The 21,855-nt window shown below is 66.9% G+C and carries 16 protein-coding genes; 7 read left to right on the forward strand and 9 right to left on the reverse strand.

Translation table 11 applies throughout. The features are described from left to right. Positions 1-209: 209 nt before the first annotated feature. The 4 genes from RZV17_RS11985 to RZV17_RS12000 form a co-directional block, all read right to left on the reverse strand. Complete coding sequence (locus RZV17_RS11985; RefSeq protein WP_355603651.1) at positions 210-1,325, reverse strand: polyamine ABC transporter substrate-binding protein; 1,116 nt, start codon at positions 1,323-1,325, stop codon at positions 210-212. Positions 1,326-1,581: 256 nt separating this feature from the next. Further along, on the reverse strand, positions 1,582-2,949 hold the full coding sequence (locus tag RZV17_RS11990; RefSeq protein WP_355603654.1) for an aspartate aminotransferase family protein: 1,368 nt from the start codon (positions 2,947-2,949) through the stop codon (positions 1,582-1,584). 239 nt (positions 2,950-3,188) lie between these two features. After that, the gene (locus RZV17_RS11995; protein WP_047693463.1) at positions 3,189-4,574 is read right to left on the reverse strand and encodes a glutamine synthetase family protein; all 1,386 of its coding nucleotides are present in this window, start codon (positions 4,572-4,574) and stop codon (positions 3,189-3,191) included. A gap of 6 nt (positions 4,575-4,580) precedes the next feature. Continuing rightward, a complete protein-coding gene (locus RZV17_RS12000) occupies positions 4,581-5,336 on the reverse strand; it encodes a gamma-glutamyl-gamma-aminobutyrate hydrolase family protein (RefSeq protein ID WP_166751146.1) in 756 nt (251 codons plus the stop codon). 147 nt (positions 5,337-5,483) lie between these two features. Here RZV17_RS12000 and RZV17_RS12005 point away from each other — a divergent pair, with 147 nt between their 5' ends. The 4 genes from RZV17_RS12005 (at position 5,484) to RZV17_RS12020 (ending at position 10,165) form a co-directional block, all read left to right on the forward strand. After that, complete coding sequence (locus RZV17_RS12005) at positions 5,484-6,863, forward strand: glutamine synthetase family protein (RefSeq protein ID WP_355603658.1); 1,380 nt, start codon at positions 5,484-5,486, stop codon at positions 6,861-6,863. After that, positions 6,860-8,176, forward strand: coding sequence for an FAD-binding oxidoreductase (locus RZV17_RS12010; protein WP_355603661.1), 1,317 nt, complete (start codon positions 6,860-6,862; stop codon positions 8,174-8,176). The genes RZV17_RS12005 and RZV17_RS12010 overlap by 4 nt, the downstream gene beginning before the upstream one ends. Positions 8,177-8,276: 100 nt before the next feature. Then, positions 8,277-9,575 (forward strand): diguanylate cyclase, encoded by a 1,299-nt coding sequence (locus RZV17_RS12015; RefSeq protein ID WP_039407869.1) that lies wholly within the window; start codon positions 8,277-8,279, stop codon positions 9,573-9,575. 128 nt (positions 9,576-9,703) lie between these two features. Next, positions 9,704-10,165 carry a bacteriohemerythrin gene (locus tag RZV17_RS12020; protein WP_355603664.1) on the forward strand — a complete coding sequence of 154 codons (462 nt, stop codon included), beginning with the start codon at positions 9,704-9,706 and terminating at the stop codon, positions 10,163-10,165. A gap of 72 nt (positions 10,166-10,237) precedes the next feature. Here the strand turns inward: RZV17_RS12020 and RZV17_RS12025 are convergent, their stop codons facing one another. The 5 genes from RZV17_RS12025 to RZV17_RS12045 all read right to left on the reverse strand — a co-directional run bounded on the left by RZV17_RS12025 (position 10,238) and on the right by RZV17_RS12045 (position 17,068). Beyond that, positions 10,238-11,545, reverse strand: a complete 1,308-nt coding sequence (locus RZV17_RS12025) for an MFS transporter (protein ID WP_047693458.1) — start codon at positions 11,543-11,545, stop codon at positions 10,238-10,240. Positions 11,546-11,923: 378 nt separating this feature from the next. Next, complete coding sequence (locus RZV17_RS12030) at positions 11,924-12,202, reverse strand: hypothetical protein (RefSeq protein WP_355603668.1); 279 nt, start codon at positions 12,200-12,202, stop codon at positions 11,924-11,926. Then, positions 12,192-14,540 (reverse strand): FdhF/YdeP family oxidoreductase, encoded by a 2,349-nt coding sequence (locus RZV17_RS12035; RefSeq protein ID WP_355603671.1) that lies wholly within the window; start codon positions 14,538-14,540, stop codon positions 12,192-12,194. Before RZV17_RS12035 ends, RZV17_RS12030 begins: the two co-directional genes overlap by 11 nt. After that, entirely contained in the window at positions 14,537-15,382 is an 846-nt protein-coding gene (gene fdhD / locus RZV17_RS12040; RefSeq protein WP_355603674.1) for a formate dehydrogenase accessory sulfurtransferase FdhD, read from the reverse strand. Before fdhD ends, RZV17_RS12035 begins: the two co-directional genes overlap by 4 nt. 6 nt (positions 15,383-15,388) lie before the next feature. Beyond that, the gene (locus RZV17_RS12045) at positions 15,389-17,068 is read right to left on the reverse strand and encodes an OFA family MFS transporter (RefSeq protein WP_039407881.1); all 1,680 of its coding nucleotides are present in this window, start codon (positions 17,066-17,068) and stop codon (positions 15,389-15,391) included. 380 nt (positions 17,069-17,448) lie between these two features. Here RZV17_RS12045 and RZV17_RS12050 point away from each other — a divergent pair, with 380 nt between their 5' ends. The 3 genes from RZV17_RS12050 (at position 17,449) to RZV17_RS12060 (ending at position 21,716) form a co-directional block, all read left to right on the forward strand. Beyond that, positions 17,449-18,801, forward strand: a complete 1,353-nt coding sequence (locus tag RZV17_RS12050) for an aspartate aminotransferase family protein (RefSeq protein ID WP_355603677.1) — start codon at positions 17,449-17,451, stop codon at positions 18,799-18,801. Between the two features lie 347 nt (positions 18,802-19,148). Beyond that, positions 19,149-20,021 (forward strand): plasmid replication/partition related protein, encoded by an 873-nt coding sequence (locus tag RZV17_RS12055; protein WP_355603680.1) that lies wholly within the window; start codon positions 19,149-19,151, stop codon positions 20,019-20,021. A 390-nt stretch (positions 20,022-20,411) separates the two neighbouring features. Beyond that, positions 20,412-21,716: a DUF445 family protein gene (locus RZV17_RS12060; protein WP_355603683.1), complete on the forward strand. Its 1,305-nt coding sequence runs from the start codon at positions 20,412-20,414 to the stop codon at positions 21,714-21,716. The last annotated feature ends 139 nt before the right edge of the window (positions 21,717-21,855 follow it).

Raw genomic sequence — 21,855 nt, forward strand, 5'->3', positions numbered from 1 at the left:
AACCCGCCGGTACAGATTGCGTGACGAGCCTGGTCAGCCTGCGCGGCAATGGACCCGCCGGGTACATGGGCCGCCCGGTTGCAGCGGCCAGGCATGCCGGCCTGCGGCGGAGGTGCGCGCCCGCGACCAGGTCTGCAGTGTTGCAGGCAACCATTGGACCTTCATGAGGGCGCGGCGGCGTACGCCGCGTCAGCGCCTGCGCGCCGGCCTCACCGGCCGGTCTTGATCTCGGTCCACAGCCGCGTGTACAGGCGGTCCACCTCCGGCGGGTTGATCGCGTAGGTGAACATCCTGGCGGTCACCTCCGGCGGCGGATAGATGGTGGGGTCGTTGCGGATCGCCGCATCCACCAGCGGCGTGGCGCTGCGCACCGGGTTGGCGTAGTGGATGAAGTTGCTGTTGGCCGCGGCCACCTCGGGCGTGAGCAGGTAATTGATGAAGGCGTACGCATTTTCAGGATGCTTGGCGTCCTTGGGGATGGCCAGCATGTCGAACCACTGCGGCGCGCCTTCCTTCGGAATGGCGTAGGCCACGTTGACGTTGTTGCCCGCTTCCCTGGCGCGATCGCGCGCCTGGATGATGTCGCCCGACCAGCCCACCGCCAGGCAGGTATTGCCGTTGGCCAGCGAGGTGACGTACTGGCTGGAGTGGAAGTTCTGCACGTACGGGCGGATGGTCTTGATCAGCGCGGCGGCCTTCTCGATCTCGGCCGGCACCGTGCTGTGCGGATCGAGCCCGAGGTAATTGAGCGCGATCGGAATCATGTCCGAGGGCGTGTCCAGGATGGTCACCCCGCAGTCCTTGAGCCTGGACAGATTCTCCGGCTTGAACACCAGATCCCAGCTGTTGGCGACATCGGTGCTGCCGAAGATCGCCTTGAGCTTGTCGACGTTGTAGCCGATGCCGGTGGTGCCGATCATGTACGGCACGCCATGGGCATTGCCCGGATCCTGCGCGGCGATGCGGCGCATGATGTCCGGGTCGAGGTTGGCCAGGTTGGGGATCTTGCTTTTGTCCAGCGGCAGGAACACACCCGCCTGGATCTGCCGGCCAAAGAAATTGAGCGTGGGCACCACCACGTCGTAATCGCTGCCGCCGGCGAGCAACTTGGTTTCCACCATCTCGTCGCTGTCGAACACGTCGTAGGTGACCTTGATGCCGGTGCTCTTTTCGAACGCGGGAATGGTGTCTTCGGCGATGTAGTCGGAGTAGTTGTAGACGTTGAGCACCTTGGCCTGCGCCTCGGCCTTGCCCGCGGCGCCATCGCCGCCGCAGCCGGACAGCAGGGTGAGGGACAGCGTCAGGGCGAGCAGTCGCAGCGTCATGGGAGGTCTCCGGCACGGTGGGGCGGTCCGGCGCGGGGCCGGTCTGGCGCCAGACTACCCACCGTGCCCGAGTTTGCCCAGCGGGCGCGGCGGGCATTCGTGCCGGGCAGACACCGCGCAGCGGGAATCATTGCTCGCCGTCCGCAGGCGAGCCCGACGCCGCGATGCCGTACGGCGGATCGACATGCCGGTCTCCACATTGCCGTGGCAACGCGCGACAGCGCGTACCGATGCGTTGGCGGCAGGTCGCCATCGCTTACCTGCCCAACGCATGCGCGGTGTCATCCAGCGCCGCCCAGGCTTTGTGGAACAGCTCGTCCACCTGGTCGCAGGTGATGATCAGCGGCGGTGACAGCAGCATGGCGTCGTAGGTGGCACGCAGGATCAGGCCGCGGCGCAACGCAAAGTCGCGGCAGAGCGCACCGACGCGCCCACGCCCTTCGAAATACACCCCACGCTGCCGCTTGTCCGGCACCAGCTCCAGCGCGCCGATCAACCCGGCGATGCGCGCCTCCCCCACCAGACGGTGCTCGCCGAGCTCGGCCCAGCGCTGCGCAAGATACGGCGCAATCTGCGCGCGCGCGGTGTCCACGATGCCGTCGTCCTGCAGCAGGCGCAGGTTCTCCAGCGCCACGGCCGCGCACAACGGATGCCCGGCATACGTGCCACCGTGCGCCAGCTCGCCGCCTTGCGTCTTGAGCACGCCGGCCACGCGATCGTTGAACATGGCTGCCGCCAGCGGGATGTAGCCGGAGGTAATGCCTTTGGCTAGCGTCATCACATCGGGCTGAAAGCCGAAGTAGTCCGCACCGAACCAGGCGCCGGTGCGCCCGAACCCGCAGATCACTTCATCGGCCACCAGCAGCACGTCGTAGCGCCGACAGATCCGCTCGATGTCCGGCCAGTAACTGCGCGGCGGGATGTACACGCCGATCGCGCCCATGATCGGCTCGCCGATAAAGGCGGCGACGTTATCCGGCCCGAGCTGCAGGATCTTGTCTTCCAGATGACGCGCCGCGACTAGGCCGTAGTCTTCCGGGTCCATCTCCCCGCCATCGCCGAAGTGATACGGCGGCGCAATGTGGTGGATATCCGGAATCGGCAAGCCGCCCTGCTTGTGCATGCCCTGCATGCCGCCCAGGCTGGCCCCGGCCATGGTGGTGCCGTGATAGCCATCATGGCGACCGATGAAGATGCGTTTTTGCGGCTGCCCCTGCACCGCCCAGAAATGCCGGACCAGGCGCAGGATGGTGTCGTTGGCCTCCGACCCGGAGTTGGCGAAGAACGCATGATTCAGATCGCCCGGTGCCAGCTCCGCCAGCTTGGCCGCCAACTGGATGGTGGGTTCGGTCGTGCACTGAAAGAAGCTGTTGTAGTACGCCAGCTGCTCCATCTGCCGCGCCGCCGCCTGTGCCAGCTCCTTGCGTCCATAGCCGACATTGACGCACCACAAGCCGCCGAATGCATCCAGCAGTTGGTTGCCATCGGCATCCCACACATACACGCCCTCACCGCGCGTCAGGATGCGCGTGCCCTTCTGCGCCAATGCCGCGTTGTCGTTGAACGGATGCAGGTGATGGGCGGCATCGAGCTGTTGCAAGGTCTTCAGTGCTTGCGGATCCATGGCCACTCCGGCTGCGGGGTCCATGCAGTCTATGGCCGATCGGCCGGACCCAAAGGTGCTTTCGTTGCACGCGCCAAACTCCAGGCGTGGAAACACGCAGATGGGGCGGTGCGCAATGTCCAACGCGCGAGGCGTTCGGCATCGTCATACGCCGTACCCTCATCCGCCCTTCGGGCACGGTCTCCCCCATAAAGGGGAACAATGTCCCGGCGAGAAGGGAACAGCGCAGGCGAAGCGCCTCACACATTCAACAACAGGAACTCTCGCTCCCACGAGCTGATCACCCGAAAGAACGTTTCGTATTCCTTGCGCTTCACCGAGATATAGGCGCGCACGAAGCGCCGCCCCAATATCTCCTGCAACGCATCGCAGCCTTCCAGCTCATCCAGCGCCTCACCCAGCGAGCGCGGCAGATCGTAGCCCTGCTCCTTGCCGTTGCTGCTGATCGGCGCGGTCGGTTCGAGCTGCTCGGCAATCCCCAACAACCCGCAGGCCAGGGTCGCGGCCATCGCCAGATACGGGTTGGCATCGGAACCGGCGAAGCGGCTTTCCACCCGCATGTTCTGCGGCGCATCGATCGGCACCCGCAGCCCGCAGGTGCGGTTGTCGAAGCCCCACAGCACATTGCTCGGCGACACCTCGCCGAACATCAGCCGACGGTACGAATTGACGTTGGGCGCCAGCAGCCCCATCGCCATCGGGATGTATTTCTGCAAGCCGCCCAGATAATGCGCAAAGGTGTCGCTGAAGCCGCCCTCGCGCTTGCCGCTGAACACGTTCTTGCCGGTGCCGGCGTGCAGCAGGCTCTGGTGGATATGCATCGCACTGCCCGGCTCGGTCTCCATGGGCTTGGCCAGGAACGTCGCATACACGCCATGCCGCAGCGCCGCTTCGCGCATGGTGCGCTTGAACAGGAACACCTGATCGGCGCGCGACAGGGCATCGGCATGGGTGAAATTGACTTCCAGCTGCGCAGCCCCGGACTCGTGGATCAGGGTGTCTACGTCCAGCTCCATCGCATCGCAGTAGTCGTACATCAGGTCCAGGATCGGGTCGAACTCGTTGACCGCGTCGATCGAATACGACTGCCGCGCGGTTTCCGGGCGGCCGGAGCGCCCGGCCGGCGGCAGCAGCGGGAAGTCCGGGTCGGTGTTCTTCTGCACCAGGAAGAATTCCAGCTCCGGCGCCACCACCGGTTGCAGCTTGCGCTGCGCATAGGCATCGAGCACGCGGCGCAGCACGTTGCGCGGGGCCAGTTCGTGCGGCTGCCCGTCCTTGGTGTAGCAATCGTGGATCACCTGCGCGGTGGGGTCGGCGGCCCACGGCACCATGCGCACGGTGGAGGCATCCGGGCGCAGGTGCATGTCCGAATCCGACGGCGAGGTCAGCGCGTAGTAATCCTCCGGAAAATCGCCGGTGACGGTGGTGGCGAAGATCCCCTCCGGCAGCCGCGTGCCGTAGTCGTGCGAGAACTTGTCGGCGGGAATGATCTTGCCGCGCGCATTGCCGGTGATGTCCGGCACCAGGCATTCCACCTCGGTGATGTGGCGTTCCTTGAGCCAGCGCCGCAGCGCGCTCTCCGGCTGCTTGGGCGTGGCGGTGCGCGAACGTGTGCGGATGGACATGCGACCTCACTGACCGCGTTGAGCGGCGTAACGGCGACAGGCCTCGCCGAAGGCCTGAAAGATGGCACGGTAGAACGGATGCTGTGTGACACGCCATTCCGGGTGCCACTGCACGGCCAGCAGGAACCCCGGCCCGGCACCGCGAAAGGCTTCGACCAGGCCATCCGGCGCGGTCGCTTCCACCACCAGTCCGTCGGCGAGCGTGGCAATGCCCTGCCCGTGCAGCGAATTGACCAGCACCTCCGACCCGGAATGCATGCCGGCCAGCCAGCCGCCCGGCTGCAACTGCACCGGATGGGCCGGGCCGTATTGCGCCTCCAGTGCGGCGCTGCGGTCTTCACGGTGATCGGTCAGCCCGGGCACGGCATGCACGCGTTGATGCAGGCGCCCGCCGAGCGCGACGTTGACTTCCTGCAGGCCGCGGCAGATCGCCAGCAGCGGCAGGCCGCGTGCCAGCGCCTGCGGAATCAGCGCCAGGCTGGTGGCATCGCGCGCCGGATCGTGCGGATTGCCCTCCCAGCTGGCCTCATCGCTGTAGTGGTGCGGCTCGACGTTGCTGACCGCCCCGGTGAGCAGCAGGCCATCCAGCCGGTCCAGCCAGGCGCTGGCGTCCAGGCTCGGCTGCAGGCTGGGCAGCAACACCGGCATGGCACCGGCCGCATCCACCACGGCGCGGATGTATTTTTCGCCAGCGGCCAGAAACGGATGCGACCCGTGCAGGACGCGGTCGGTCGGCAGCCCGACCAGGGGAACGACAGCCATGCAGACATCCCGATACGGTGTGTTGAACGGCAGATTCGCCCGAACTTACCGCGCCACCGCCGCCATTGCCAGGGCCGCGGCTTCGCCGGCCTGCGACCGCTCACGCCTGCTTTGCTAGGCTGGTCGGCGACATCGCAGGTAGTGCCCATGGCTTCCGAGAACTCCGTCGCGTCCCTGCCCGCTGCCGACGCCGCCACCCTGGCGCGCATCCCCGGCTGTACCTCGGTGGACCTGTTGTTGCCGGACACCAACGGCGTGCTGCGTGGCAAGCGCGTCACCGCCGATGCACTGGATAAGGTCTATCGCGATGGCGTGTGCCTGCCGATGTCGCTGATCGCCACCGACATCACCGGCAACACCGTGGAAGAGACCGGGCTTGGCTACGCGATCGGCGACGCGGACCGCATCTGCCGGCCGATTGCCGGCTCGCTGCGTCCGGTGCCCTGGGCGCCGCAGCCGATGGCGCAATTGCTGCTGGCCATGCATTCCCCCGATGGCGGCCTGTTCGAGGTGGCTCCGCGCGCGGTGCTGCAGCGTGTACTGGCCGGCTTTGCCGCACGTGGCCTCACGCCGGTGGTGGCGGTGGAGCTGGAGTTCTATCTGTTCGATGCGGTGCCCGATGCCCAGGGGCGCCCGCAGACCCCGCGCGACCCGGTCACCGGCGCGCGCAGCGACAGCACCCAGGTGTATTCGCTGCAGGATCTGGACGAGCAGCGCGGCTTCACCGATGCGGTGACCGCCGCCTGCCGGCAGCAAGGCATCCCGGCCGACACCGCGGTGGCCGAATATGCGCCGGGCCAGTTCGAGATCAACCTGCAGCACCGCGCCGATGCGGTGGCGGCCTGCGACGAGGCCGTGTTGCTCAAGCGCACCATCAAGGCCATCGCGCAGCAGCAGGGCAAGCTCGCCAGCTTCATGGCCAAGCCCTTCCCCGGCCAGGCCGGCAGCGGCCTGCACCTGCATGTGAGCCTGCTCGATGCGGACGGCAACAACCTGCTCGCCGGCCCCGCCGACATGCCTGCCGGGCCGCTGCGCCATGCCATCGCCGGGTTGCAACGGCATGCGCAGGCGTCGTTGCTGCTGTTCGCCCCGCATGCCAACAGTTACCGGCGCTTCGTCAGCAATGCGTTCGTGCCGCTGGATGCCAGCTGGGGCTTCAACAACCGCACCGTGGCGCTGCGCATCCCGCACAGCGACGCGCGCAACACCCGTATCGAACATCGCATCGCCGGCGCCGATGCCAACCCGTATCTGGCCGCAGCCGCGGTGCTGGCCGGCATCCTGGACGGCGTGCAGCGCCCGGCCGAACCTACCCCGCCGGTCATCGGCAACGCCTATGCGCAGGGCGTGTTCCAGCCGCGCACCTGGCAGGGCGCCGTCGATGCGTTCCTGGCCAGCGAGTTCATCCAGGCGCAGTTGGGCAGCCAGTTCCAGCACGTGTACGGCCAGCAGAAGCAACGTGAGCTGCTCGACTATCAGGCGCTGGTGCCGGACATCGATTACGCCCGGTACCTGCGCGTCGTGTGATGACCAGGCCGGACGCCGCCGTGCCGCAGACCAGGACGCCAGACGGGTATCCGGCCAGCTGGTACGCGCGCAGTGCGCCGGCGCTGCCCGCGCAACCGCGCCTGCGCGGTGCCCAACGCGCGGACGTGTGCATCCTGGGCGCCGGCTATACCGGCCTGACCGCGGCGCTGGCGCTGGCCGAGGCCGGTTACCAGGTAAGCGTGCTGGAAGCCCGGCGCATCGGCTGGGGCGCCTCCGGGCGTAACGGCGGCCAGGCCATCGTCGGCTACGGCTGCGAGCAGGAAACCCTGGAAGCGCTGGTCGGCGACGCCGATGCACGCCTGCTGTTCGATTTCTCGCGCGATGGCATGCGCCTGTTGCGCCAGCGCATCGAGCGCCACGCCATCGCCTGCGACTGGCGTGACGGCCATGCCCACGTCCCGCTCAAGCCGCGTCAGGCGCGCGCGTTGCAGCACGGCATCGTGCGCATGGCCGAGCGCTACGACTACCCGCTGCAGTGGTGGGACCGCGCGCGCACGCGCGCGGTACTGGACAGCCCGCTGTACCTGGGCGCGATGTTCGACCCCGCCAGCGGCCACCTGCACCCGCTGGCCTATGCGTTCGGGCTGGCGCGTGCAGCACTCGCCGCCGGGGTGCGGATCTACGAGGACTCGGCGGTGACCCGCCTGGACCGGGGCGCCCGGGTCACCCTGCAGAGCGCCGAAGGCAGCGTGAGCGCCGCATTCGGCGTGATTGCCGGCAATGCCCTGCTGCAGGGCCTGGCGCCGGCCCTGGAGCAGCGCATCATGCCGGTGGGTACCTACGTCGGGGCCACGCCGCCGTTGGGCCAGGCACGCGCGCGCAGCCTGATCGCCAACGACATGGCGGTGGCCGACACCAATTGGGCGCTGGACTACTACCGGCTCAGCGCCGACCACCGCCTGCTGTTCGGTGGGCGCGCCAGCTACTCCGCGCGCCCGCCGCGCGGCCTGCAGCGCCTGATGACGCAGCGCATGCACACCGTGTTCCCGCAGCTGCGCGACGTGCCGCTGGAGACGGTATGGGGCGGCTATGTGGACATCTCGCGGAACCGGGCCCCGCACTGGGGCCGGCTCGCGCCCAATCTGTACTTCGCGCAAGGCTTCTCCGGTCACGGGGTGGCCGCCACCGGCCTGGCCGGCCAAGTCATCGCCGAGGCGATCGCCGGCCACAGCCAGCGGCTGGATGTATTTGCGCGCATCCCGCATCGCCGCTTCCCCGGCGGGCAGCGGCTGCGCACACCGCTGCTGGTCGCGGCGATGAGCTGGTACCGGCTGCGCGACGCGCTGTGGTGAGCGCGCCTGCAACGCCGCCGCACGGGCAGCGACACAGTGCTCAAGTTTTGGCGAGCAGAGCCGTTAGCTGATCTGACGGTTCGATCCATACGGCCAGCCGATGTCCCCAGGTACCCTCCATCGCAACAGTGAAAGTGCAGTCCTGCCGCAGCGCGTGTTGCTGGTGGAGAACTCGCGCACGTTCACCAGCATGCTGCGCGAAGCCATCGAGCAACGCGTGGAACTGCCGGTCACGGTCGTTTCGACCCTGGCCGAAGCCGCGCGCGTGCTCGACGAAGAGGATGGCTGGTTCCTGGTCCTGACCGGCCTGGTGCTGGTCGACGGCGACCGCGACAAGGTCGTGGAATTCTTTCTCTCGCGCAACCTGCCGACCGTGGTGGTCAGCGGCGTCTACGACGAAGACCTGCGCCAGCGCGTGCTGCAGCAGCAGATCATCGATTACGTGCTCAAGAACGCGCCCGGCAGCATCGAATACCTGGCCTGGCTGGTGCAGCGCCTGGAGCGCAATCGCCGCATCGGCGCGTTGGTTGTGGACGATTCGTTGTCCGCACGCACCTACGCCGCCGCGCTGCTGTCGATGTACGGCTACCGGGTGGTGCTTGCGGCCGACGGCGCGGCCGGGCTGGAAGCGATCGAACGCGATCCCGGCATCCGCCTGACCATCGTCGACCAGGAAATGCCGGGCATGGAAGGCGTGGAATTCACCCGCCGGCTGCGTGCGATCCGCTCGCGCGACAAGGTGGCGGTGATCGGCATCTCCGGCAACAGCGACTCGTCGCTGATCCCGCGCTTTCTGAAGAACGGCGCCAACGACTTCTTGCGCAAGCCCTTTTCCCGCGAGGAATTCTTCTGCCGCGTCTCGCAGAACGTGGACCAGCTTGAACTGATCGGCACGCTGCAGGATCTGGCCACGCGCGACTTCCTCACCGGCCTGCCGAACCGGCGCTACTTCCTGGAACAGAGCCAGCGGGTGATTCCCAAGCTGCTGTCGCAGGACCAGTCGGTGACCGCGGCGATGCTCGACATCGATCACTTCAAGCACATCAACGACACCTGGGGCCACGAAGCCGGCGACCAGGCGCTGCGTGCGGTGGCGGCCTCGGTGTCCGGGCATGCGCGCCCACAGGACCTGGTGGCGCGCTTCGGCGGCGAAGAATTCTGCCTGCTGGTGCCAGGGCTGGATGCAGCCAATGCCACCAGCTACTTCGAAACCCTGCGCGAACGCATCAGCGCGCTGCGCGTGCGGATCGGCGAGGACACCCTGAGCATGACGGTGAGCATCGGCGTGTGCATTGCGACCGAAGGCGAGCAGTCACTGCATCACCTATTGAACGAAGCCGACAAGCATCTGTATCTGGCCAAGGCCGGCGGCCGCAACCAGGTGCGCCTGGCGAGCTGATCCCGCCTTGACCGCAGGCCCGAGCGGCGCCTGCAGATGACGCGCTTCACCAGCGTCTTGATCCAGATCAACGCGCTGTCGGCGCGCGCGGCCTAGCCTGTGCCCTTCGCATTGGGCAAGGTACTTCGATGGCACGGCTGGTCTGGCAGGACGACCTCAACACCGGGATCGAGGTCATCGATCACCAACACCGGCGCATCGTGGACATGATCAATCAGTTGCATGCGGCGCACACCAGCCTGCAGCGCCTGGCCGTGGCCGAGGTCATCGACGAGCTGATCGACTACACCCTGTCGCATTTCGCGTTCGAAGAAGAATTGATGCAGGAAGCCGGCTACCCCTTCAGCCTGGCGCACGCGCGCGTGCACCAGGTCTTCGGCAAGCGCGTTGGCGACTATCGGCTGCGCTTTCAGGCAGGCGAGGACGTCAGCGAAGACCTCCGCAACATGCTCTCGCGCTGGTTGTTCAACCACATCCGCGGCGACGACCAGGCGTACGCGCCGCAGGTCATCGCCCATCTGAACCAGTTCGCGCGCACCCACCAGCACGGCAGCTGGCTGGGACGCACCCTGAAGCGGATCTTCCGCTAGCGATCCTTCCGTCAGAACGCGCCCGCGTGCGACAAGACGGTCTCGCTGGAGTCCAGCGCGCGCCAGCACGCCCTATGCGAACGGCGTGCGCTGCATCGTCCGGCGATGCGATCGCCGCGCGACCATCAACGCCAGCAGGCTCAGCACCGCGGCAGCGCCCAGATAATGACCTACCGCCTGCACGCCGTAGCGTGCGGCCAGCTGCGTGGCGACATACGGTGCCGGCGCCGCGCCCAGGATGCTGGCCAGGTTGAACGACAACGATGCGCCGGTGTAGCGCACCTCGGTGGGGTACAACTCCGCCAGCAAGGTGCCGCATGGGCCGTAGGTCAAGCCCATGAAGAAGAAGCCCAGCGCTAGAAAGGCCAGCACCTGCAACGGGTGACCGGCCTGAAACAACGGCGCGAATGCCAGGCCGAAGGCGATGATGGCGACGCTGGCCAGCATCATCGCCAGCGGCGCGCCATGGCGGTCGCCGAACCTGGCCGACACTGGAATGCCGGCGGCAAAGAACACGATGCCGGCCATCTGCAGCAACAGGAACTGTTCCTTGTCGTAGCCCAGCGTCTTGGTGCCGTAGCCCAGCGCGAACACGGTCATCAGATAGAACAGCACGAAGGTGGCGAACGCACCCAGCGTGCCGATGATCAACGCCGGCCAGTGCCGCGAGAGCACCGCACCCAGCGGTAGGCGCACGCGCGTCTTGCGATCCAGCGCCCGTTGGAAGTCAGGGGTTTCGGTAATGCTCAGGCGCACCCACAAGCCGGTCAGCACCAACAACGCGCTGGCCAGGAACGGGACGCGCCAGCCCCACGCCATGAAGGCGGCATCGTCCAGCACCGCGCCCATACCCAGAAAGGTACCGGTGGACAACAAGAACCCCAGCGGCGCACCCAGCTGCGGAAACATGCCGTACCACACGCGCTTGCCCGGTGGCGCGTTTTCGGTGGCCAGCAGCACCGCCCCGCCCCACTCGCCGCCCAGGCCCAGGCCCTGACCAAAGCGACACACCGCCAGCAGCGCGGGCGCGAGCACGCCGATCTGCGCGTAGCCGGGCAGCAGCCCGATCGCCACCGTGGACAGGCCCATCGTCAGCAAGGCCGCCACCAGCGTGGCCTTGCGCCCGACCCGATCGCCGAAGTGACCGAACACTGCCGAGCCCACCGGCCGCGCGATGAAGGCCACCGCAAAGGTCGCCAGCGACTGCAGCATCGCCGCACTGCCATCGCCGGCCGGAAAGAACAACGTCGGGAACACCAGCACCGCAGCGGTGGCGTAGATATAGAAATCGAAGAACTCGATGGTGGTGCCGATCAGGCTGGCAAACAGCACGCGCGCAGGCGAATTGGTGGGCGTGGCGAGCGGCGCGGCGGCAGTCATCGTGGGTCGGCATCCATGGAACGAGACGGCCGATTCTGGCAGATCGGGGCAACGCTTTGCGCAGACGAACCGGTCGGTAAAAAGTTACAGGCGTGACCGACGGGGCTGTGGATCGCGTCCTGCTCGTCTTGAACCAGATGTGTTCGACCAAGTGTCCGGCAACGCGTCACCGGAGACTGTCACCTGCTTGACCTGCAAGGTGTGAGGTCTTTGCGTCTGCTGCAGGGCCCTTGCCCGCCCACCATCGCAGGACACGCCGCAAGTACGTTCTTGTGGCTCTGTGGCGGCATCCGTGCCGCCAAGGGTCCCGACGGTGGGCGGACAAGGACCGGTTAAGTTGCTCGGTCTGCACAGCTTTCAAAAGCAGCAGGAACTCGCTCAACCGCTCTGTGGCGACTGCCCTGCTGATCGCTGCATCTGTTCCGCCAAACCGACCGGCGTCAGTACCGCGAACTGCCGCTCGCCGCGATCTTCCACGCGCACCCAATCCGGACCCGGTTGACTGTCCAGGTTTGCCGTCCCCAACCAGGCAAGCGTGCGCAGCAGCACGCTCATGCGCACGCCCAGCTGCTTGCAGAGCTTCGGCAACGACACGCCCTCGGGCGCGTCGGCCAGGGTGTGCAACAGCTGGGCGGTGAGCTGCGGATCAGCGGACAAGCACCGCTCCGATGTCGCGTGGCGCTGCATCAGCGGTTTCGGCGCGATGCGGCAGCACGATCACCGGAATCGACTTGGAGGTGGGCGTACGCGCTTCGTCGGCAAAGCTCGACAGCGGCACCAATGCGTTGGTTTCCGGGTAGTACGCCGCCAGGCAGCCGCGCGGGATGTTGTAGTCCACCAGCAGGAAGCGACGTGCCTCGCGCCGCACCCCGTCATCGCAGAGGCTTTCCAGGTCCACCCAGTCGCCGACTTTCATGTTCAAGGCCGCGATGTCGGCGCCATTGATGAACAGCACGCGACGTTCGCCGAACACACCGCGGTAGCGGTCGTCCAGCCCGTAGATGGTGGTGTTGTACTGATCGTGCGAGCGCGTGGTGGCCAGCGTGAACACCATCTGGTCGGTCCGGGTACGCCGTGCGCGATGGATCGGGTTGTCGGTCGGCACGGCATGCGGCTTGAACACCGCGCGCTGTTCCGGGGTCACCCACTGGCGATCGCGCGCGGTATTGGACAAGCGGAACCCACCGGGTGTGCGCACGCGCTCGTTGAAGCCGGCAAAGTCCGGGAACACCTGCGCAATCAGGTCGCGCACGCGGTCGTAGTCGCCCACCAGCCAGCGCCAGCGGATCGCGCTGCGCGCGCCCAGCGTGGCTTCGGCCATGCGCGCCACGATCGCCGGCTCGGACAGCAAATCAGGCGAAGCCGGCGGATTGATGCCGGCCGACAGGTGCACCATGCTCATCGAATCTTCCACCGTCACACCCTGCGAGCCGGCGTCCTGGATATCGATTTCGGTACGGCCCAGGCACGGCAGGATTAGCGCATCGCGCCCGTGCACCAGATGGCTGCGATTGAGCTTGGTGGTGACGTGCACGGTGAGTTCGCAGTTGCGCAGCGCGCGGTGCGTGGCATCGGTATCCGGCGTGGCCGCGGCAAAGTTGCCGCCCATCGCAAAGAACACCTTGCCGCGCCCGTCCAGCATCGCCTCGATCGCGCCCACGGTGTCGAAGCCGTCTGCGCGCGGCGGCGCAAAGCCGAACACCGACTGCAGCTTGTCCAGGAATGCGGCCGGCGGCTTTTCGTAGATCATCATCGTGCGGTCGCCCTGCACGTTGCTGTGCCCGCGCACCGGGCACACGCCCGCGCCTGGACGGCCCAGGTGGCCGCGCAGCAACAGCAGGTTGGTGATCATGTGGATGGTGGCCACCGAATGCTTGTGCTGGGTGATGCCCATGCCCCAGCAGGCGATCACGCGCTCGGCATTGAGATAGATCTCGCCGGCCTTGCGCAGTGCCGCCTCGTCCAGACCGGATTCCTCGACGATGGTGTCCCAGCGCTCGGCCTGCACATCGGCCGCGAACGCGTCGAAGTTGGCGGTGTGCTCGGCGATGAAATCCAGGTCCAGCAACCGCGGCGTGCCTTCGCGCTGGGCCTGCGCGTCGCGCTCCAGCACATGCTTGATGATCCCCTTGATCGCGGCCAGGTCGCCGCCGATCTTGAGCTGGAAATAATCCGAGGCGATACGCGTGGAGCCGTTGTGCAGCATCTCCAGCTTGTCCTGCGGGTCGGCGAATTTTTCCAGCCCGCGCTCGCGCAGCGGATTGAAGGCCGCAATCGCCGCGCCACGCTTGGAGGCCTCACGCAACTCGCCCAGCATGCGCGGATGATTGGTGCCCGGATTCTGCCCGAAGATGAAGATGGCGTCGGCCAGTTCGAAATCGTGCAGCGACACCGTGCCCTTGCCCACGCCGATCTGCGAACGCAGTGCGGTGCCGGAGGGCTCGTGGCACATGTTGGAGCAGTCGGGGAAGTTGTTGGTGCCGAACTCGCGCACGAACAGCTGATACAGGAACGCTGCCTCGTTGCTGGTGCGCCCGGAGGTGTAGAAGATCGCCTCGTCCGGGCTTGCCAGCCCGTTGAGATGGCTGGCGATCTGCGCAAACGCAGCGTCCCAGCTCACCGGCACGTAATGGTCGGTGGCCGCGTCATAGCGCATTGGGTGGGTTAGCCGGCCCTGGCCTTCCAGCCAGTAATCGCTGTACTGCGACAGCAGGCTGACGCTGTGCGAGGCGAACAGCTCCGGCCCGGCGCGCCGCGCGGTGGACTCGGCTGCCACGGCCTTGGCGCCGTTTTCGCAGAATTCGAAGGTGGAGGTGTGATCGCGGTCCGGCCAGGCGCAGCCCGGGCAGTCGAAGCCGTCCGGCTGGTTGGCGTGCAGCAGCGTCTTGGCGCCCTGCACCGCGATGTCCTGTTCCATCAGGTGCTTGGCGACCGAGCGCAAGGCGCCCCAGCCACCAGCGGGATTGTCGTACTGCTTGATGGTCTTCTTGCTCATGCGGGCTCTCCCACGGCAACACCCAGGTCCAGGCGTTGTGGATGGCTGTAAACAACACAATCGTGATTGCGGGCAAACCCGATCAGGGTCAGTCCCGCGCTGTCGGCCAGGCTGATCGCCAGGGCAGTCGGTGCCGAAATCGCTGCCAACAGCGGAATCCGGGCCTGCGCGGCTTTCATGGCCATCTCGTAACTGGCGCGGCTGGTCACCACCGCAAACCCTTGCGATGCATCGATGCGCGCGCGCGCCAATGCACCGATCAACTTGTCCAGGGCGTTATGCCGGCCCACGTCTTCGCGGACCAGCTGCACCACGCCATTTGCATCGGCCCAACCGGCCGCGTGCACCGCACCGGTCTGCGCGGCAATCGGCTGCTGCGCATGCAAGGCCTCCAGCGCACGTGCCAATGCATCTGCATCGATCCGCAGCGTGGACTGCACCACCGGCGGCACACGCAGCACCGCCTCGATCGATTCATTGCCGCACACGCCGCAACCGCTGCGCCCGTCCAGATTGCGCCGCCGCTGGTCCAACGCCGCCGCGCGCTCGGGCGGTACCTCGATCTGCAGCGAGGCGCCTTCCAGAAACGTCTCCACCGCCAGCACGCGCAGGTCCTGCGCGTGGTCGACGATGCCTTCGCTCAAGGAAAACCCGAGGGCGAAATCCTCCAGGTCCTCCGGCGTGGCCATCATCACCGCGAACGGCACCTGGTTGTAGATCAGGGCAACCGGCATTTCGGCCGCCACCATGTCCTGCACCGTGGCACCGCGACCGCCGCGATGGCGGATCACGGTGCGCACCACACTGCCCGGGCGCACCGTGCGGGAAGACGGACTGGTCATCTCACCTCAATGAAACAGCACGAAAGCTTTCTGCAGCGTTACCCAGATGCCGAACGCCATGGGGATGCCGACAGCCAGCCAGGCAAACGCCACCAGTGCGGGGTTGCCGCCATGACCGATGCGCGCCATCTGCTCCGGCGGCAGCACCGCATGCCCGCTGCGGTCGACCTTTTCGTGCGCCAGCTGCTTTTCGCGTGCCAGCTCGTCGGGCGTCATGAAGTGACGCGCGGCCACCGGACGCACCAACAGATTGCAGATCAGGCCGAGCACAAGCATGCCGGCCAGGATGTACATGGTGGTGTTGTAGACCTGTGACGGCGGGCTGCCGTGCGCCAGCTGGTACTCGCGCATATACCCCACCACCACCGGGCCGAGGATGCCGGCGGTGGCCCACGCCGTCAGCAGACGGCCGTGGATGGCGCCGACCATCTGGGTGCCGAACAGATCGGCCAGATAGGCGGGAATGGTGGCAAAACCGCCGCCGTACATCGACAGGATGATGCAGAAGATGCCCACGAACAGCGCGATGCCGCCCACGCCACCGGCCGACGGCGCCGCGGCGTACAGGCAGATGCCCAGCACGAAGAACAGCGTGTAGGTGTTCTTGCGACCGAGCTTGTCGGACATGCTGGCCCAGAAGAACCGGCCACCGATGTTGAACAGGCTGAGCAGGCCGGTGAAGCCGGCCGCGATGGCCGCGATGCTGGCCAGCTGGGTCGGATCCAGGCTGCCGAAGCCGACGTCCACCCCGATCAGACGGCCGCCGAACACTTCCTGCAGCATCGGCGAAGACATGCCGATCACGCCGATACCGGCCGAGACGTTCAGGCACAGCACGCCCCACAGCAACCAGAACTGCGGGATACCCCAGACCTTCTTCACGTGCACATGGTTGGCGGTGATCATGGCGTTGTTGCTGGCCACCGGCGCGGTCCAGCCGGCCGGGGTCCAGCCGCTCGGCGGCACGCGATAACCGAACGCGCCGGCCATCATGAAGACGAAGTACAGCGCGGCCATGACCAGGAAGGTTTCCATCACGCCCACCGAGGTCGGCGTGGCGAAGTGGCGCATCAGCGCGTCGGCCAGCGGGCTGCCGATCATCGCACCGCCACCGAAGCCCATGATCGCCATGCCGGTCGCCATGCCGCGACGGTCCGGGAACCATTTGATCAGCGTGGACACCGGCGAGATATAGCCCAGGCCCAGGCCGATGCCGCCGATCACGCCCGAACCCAGCCACAGCATCCAGATCTGATGGAAGTGGATACCGGCCGCCGAGATCACCAGGCCGCCGCACCAGCACAGCGCCGACACCACACCAGCCTTGCGTGGGCCGGCACGTTCCAGCCAGCCGCCCCAGATCGCCGCCGAACAGCCCAGCAGCACGAAGAACAGCGTGTACATCCACTGCAGCTCGCTGATCTTCCAGTCGCAGGTGGTGGCCACCATGCGCGCGAACAGGCCCATGTCGGCCGGGCAGGCAATCGCTTCGGTGATGCCCAGCGCCTTGGACAGTGGCAACCAGAACACGCTGAAGCCATAGGCCATGCCGATGCACAGATGGATCGCCAGTGCAGCCGGCGGAACCAGCCAACGATTGAACCCCGGACGCGCAACGATGCGCTCCTTGGACAGCAGACCGGCGTCAGCGCCGCTGGCTGTCGCCACGGTGGACCCTTGCGTCATTCCCATTTCCCCAAAAATAAAGTGCGATGAACTGCGATAAAGACGATTGACGGCTGCGATCGATTGGCGTTTTGCGATAAGGGCAGCGACGACAACCAGGCCCAACTGGCGGTTGTCTGGCGCATCATCGGCAATCCTTGCCGCTTTGCAATGCTTGGCGACGCCCCCGTAGCGTTCCATCGCATGGCCATCCCCACGCCACGCAGGCGTTCTGTGAGATTAGCGGCCGGGGCTGCGACTAATTGACTAGTTCTTATGGACTAACTCCACAGGCGCCGGCCGGGCGCCCCGCGCCATGTGCCGCATTCCCGCCATCGCCCGGGTGACGGCCGACACGATGCCTGCGTACAGTCGGGCGACACCCCGCAACGGAGCCGGCCATGCACGACCCACTTGCGCACGACGACGCGCCTGCGCTGCCTGCACCCGGGCCGCTGGAGGCGTTCTGGATGCCGTTCACGGCCAACCGCCAATTCAAGGCCCGCCCTCGCCTGCTCGCCTCCGCCGCCGGCATGTATTACCGCGATGTCGATGGCCGGCAGATCCTGGACGGCACCGCCGGCCTGTGGTGCTGCAACGCCGGCCACGCGCGCGAACGGATCGTGGCCGCAATCCGCGACCAGGCCGGCACGTTGGACTTTGCTCCCACCTTCCAGATGGGCTCACCGCTGCCATTCGTGCTGGCGCAACGCCTGGCCGCCCTCGCCCCGCCCGGCCTGGGCCATGTGTTCTTCACCAACTCCGGCTCGGAGGCAGTGGATAGCGCGATGAAGATCGTGCTGGCCTATCACCGCCTGCGCGGCGAGGGCCAGCGCACCCGCTTCATCGGCCGCGAGAAGGCGTACCACGGGGTGGGCTTCGGTGGCATGTCGATCGGCGGGCTGCCCAACAACCGCAAATGGTTCGGCCCGTTGCTGGCCGGCACCGACCACCTGCGCCACACCCTGGATCTGCAGCGCAACGCCTATTCGCGCGGGCTGCCGGTGCACGGTGCCGAGCTGGCCGACGATCTGGAGCGGCTGATCACCCTGCACGATGCCTCCACGATCGCCGCGGTGTTCGTCGAACCGGTGTCCGGCTCGGCTGGCGTGATCCTGCCGCCGGAGGGCTACCTGCAGCGGTTGCGCGCCATCTGCGACCGCCACGGCATCGTGCTGGTGTTCGACGAGGTGATCACCGGCTTTGGCCGGGTCGGCGAAGCGTTCGCGGCGCAGCGCTTCGGTGTCACCCCGGACATCATCACCGCCGCCAAGGGGCTGACCAGCGGCACCGTGCCGATGGGTGCGGTGCTGGTGGCCGATGCCATCTTCGATGCTTTCATGCACGGTCCGCAGCAGGCGATCGAGCTGTTCCATGGCTATACCTACTCCGGCCACCCGCTGGCCTGCGCGGCGGCGATCGCCACGCTGGATACCTACGCCGAAGAAGACCTGTTCACGCGTGCGATCACGCTTGGCACGCAGTGGGAAGCAGCGTTGCACGGTTTGCGCGGCCTGCCGCACGTGATCGACATCCGTAACATCGGCTTGATCGGTGCGATCGAGCTGGCGCCGCGCGACGGTGCCCCCGGTGCGCGCGGCTACGAGGTGTTCGAGCGCTGCTTCCACGACGCCGGCCTGCTGGTGCGGGTGACCGGGGATGTCATCGCGCTGTCACCCCCACTGATCGTCAGCCCTGAACAGATCGGGCAGATGGTCCAGACGCTGGCGGGGATCCTGCGTCAGCTGGAGTGAGTGTGGCCGAGGGGGGGCAGCCCGGGTGCGTAGCGGGCGCGGCCGCAACGGCACTGCTCTGTTCAATGCGCCGCGCGATGGGGCGCTTGGCGGGAGGTGGCCTTTCAGGCACATGCTCGACAACGCCGCGGCATCCATCCGGGGCGCGGCAGTGGCCGGCGGCACCGCCGCACGGATGGTGCCGCCTGCGTGCGGCAGGCAGGCAGTCCGTTTGCGGCACCGCCGGCCCGCTGCCGCGTTCGCCATCCACACGTGCTCGCGTGTCACGCGGCAGGCAGCACGTCAAGCGCGCAAAGCCGGGGCAGGCTCACTACAATGCCGGCCCCGCACTCCCCCGCCGTTGCCGCATGAACATCGTTGTCAAAGAAGAACTCAAGGCCTATATCGATCCGCTGACCCCCGACGAGCACGAGGCGCTGGAGCGCAGCCTGCTGGCTGAAGGCTGCCGCGACGCCTTGGTGCTGTGGGGCGATGTGCTGGTGGATGGTCACAACCGCTATGGCATCTGCCAGAAGCACGGGCTGCCGTTCCAGACCGTGCAGAACCCACGCTTCCAGTCGATGCAGGACGTGCATCTGTGGATGATCGAGCAGCACCTGGGCCGGCGCAGCGTCTCCGACTTCCAGCGTGGCGTGCTGGCGTTGCGCAAGCGCGAGATCCTGGCGCTGCGCCAGCGCACCCAGCGCGATGCCGATGCCGCCGCCGAAGCGCCCCTGCAGGCCGACGCGCACGCGGCAAGCAGCGGCGATGACAGCGCCATGCGTGACGGCAGCGCCGCGCAAGCGACCGAAGACACCGACAGCCCGCCGTGGGAAGAGACCTCCACCCCGGTCAGCCGCGCCGAGCTGGCACGCGAGGCGCGCCTGAGCAGCAACCAGGTGGTGATGATCGAGCGCATCCACAAACAGGCCGCCCCGGAAGTGGTGCAGGCGGTGAAGTCCGGCGAGATTTCCATCAGCGCCGCTGCTGCCGTGGCCACCTTGTCCGAAGACGAACAGCGTGCCGCCGCACAGGCGGGCAAGGCCGAACTGAAGCAGGCCGCCAAGCGCGTGCGCGACGCCAAGCGCAAGCCCAAGTCCGACGAAGCCGAAGGCGGCGAAGCCGAACGCCGCGACCTCAAGGCCTTGCAACGCCGCGTCACCGAACTGGAAAACGAAAACGCCGCCCTGCAGTCCAAGGTCGCCGCACTGCAATCGCAGCTGGAGCGCCTGCGCGGCTAAGTGCGCACCTGCCGATCCGGCAAGCCTGCCCGTGGTAGGAGCGCACCCGGGCGCGACGAAGCATTACCGGTAACGCCTCGCGCCCAGGTGCGCTCCTACGCGGGCGACTGGTCGCATCGCGACCGGACCGCCGGCCTGCGCAATACGCCGCTAGTGGCAAGTCATTCCAGCCAGAGCACGCCATTGTAGGAGCGCACCTGGGCGCGACAGGCATTCCCGATAAAGCCCGTCGCGCCCAGGTGCGCTCCTACGACGGCAACAGCCGCTGGGGCGCCCCAACTCAAGCGCAGCTGGAGCAAAAGCACGCAAGACACGGCCACCAACCTGCGCGCGTGGTGGCGCCACCTGCCGTGGACATGCCCTGGTCAAACGACTGGGTACACTTCACTGATGGAACCCAGTCTCAGCACTCCCCGTCCGATCGATCCGCGTCGCGCGCAGCTGCAGCGCATGAAGCTACTCGCAGTAGCGTTGCTGCTGGCCATGTTCGCCGGCTTTGTCGTCAGCCACCTGATGGGCGAGCAAGGCATCTGGGCCTGGGTGTCGGCGTTTTGCGAAGCGGCCACCGTCGGCGCACTGGCCGACTGGTTTGCGGTGGTGGCGCTGTTCCGTCGCCCGATGGGCCTGCCGATCCCGCACACCGCCATCCTGCCGCGCGGCAAGGAGCGCCTGGCCGATGGGCTGGCGGTGTTCGTGCGCGATCAGTTCCTGGCGCCCGAGGCGTTGATGGACAAGCTGCGCGTGTTCGACCCGGCCAGCCGCCTCGGCGAGTGGCTGGCCAAGCCCGAGCAGGCACGCATGCTGGCGCAGATGGCGCGCGGCTGGATGTTGCAGGCGCTGGAACTGCTGGATGAAGCGGCGGTGCGCCGTGCCATCCAGCGTTTTGTCGTGGACCGCCTGCGCAAATGGAATGCCGCCGCCACGGTCGGCGATGTCATGGCCCTGCTCACCACCGACGGCCGCCATCAGAAGTTGCTGGACGAAGTGCTGCTGCGGCTGGGGCAATGGCTGGACCAGGAACAGGTCAAGACGCGCGCCTCCGCGCTGATCGTGCGCTATGCGCGCCGCGAGTGGCCCAAGCTGGTCGGCACGGTGAACTGGGTCAAGCCGATCGAGGAGATCGGCGACAGCCTGGCCGACCGCATGGCGCGGGCGGCGCTCGAAGAATTGCAGGACATCCTCACCACACCCGACCATCCAATCAGGCTCGACTACGAGGCCTGGCTGCAGGGCTACATCGCGCGCCTGCGCGACGAGCCGGAAATGGCCGCGCGCGTGGAAGACCTCAAACAGCGCGCGATCGAACATCCGGCATTGCAGGAGTATGTGCAGGGGCTATGGGGCGAAATCCGCGATGCCCTGCGCAATGACCTGGCGCGTGAAGAGTCGTCGATGGCCGCGCACATGGAGCGCTCCATGCAATCGCTAAGCCAGGCCCTGTCGCAGGATCCTTCGCTGCGCGAGGCGCTCAACCAGCATATGTTGCAGGCCGCCGACAAACTCACCACGCGGCTGCGCGCATCGGTCACCGAGCACATCGCGTCGACCATGAAAAGTTGGGACGAACGTCACCTCGTCGAACAATTGGAATTGGGTGTCGGACGCGATCTGCAATACATTCGCTTCAACGGAACGTTGGTCGGTGGACTGATCGGCCTTGCCCTTCACGCACTGTCGATCTGGCTATCGTTCTGATGCACTGACACGACGATGATCGCCCAGACGGTGCGGCCGATGCCGCGGGGGACACTGCACGCAGCCGGATGATCGTCAGGCGGTACCACGAAGCCGACAGTGTTGTCGGCCAGCACACTGGGCACGCAACAGGCAAGGC

This window comes from Xanthomonas cannabis, assembly GCF_040616535.1.
GTDB lineage: Bacteria > Pseudomonadota > Gammaproteobacteria > Xanthomonadales > Xanthomonadaceae > Xanthomonas > Xanthomonas cannabis.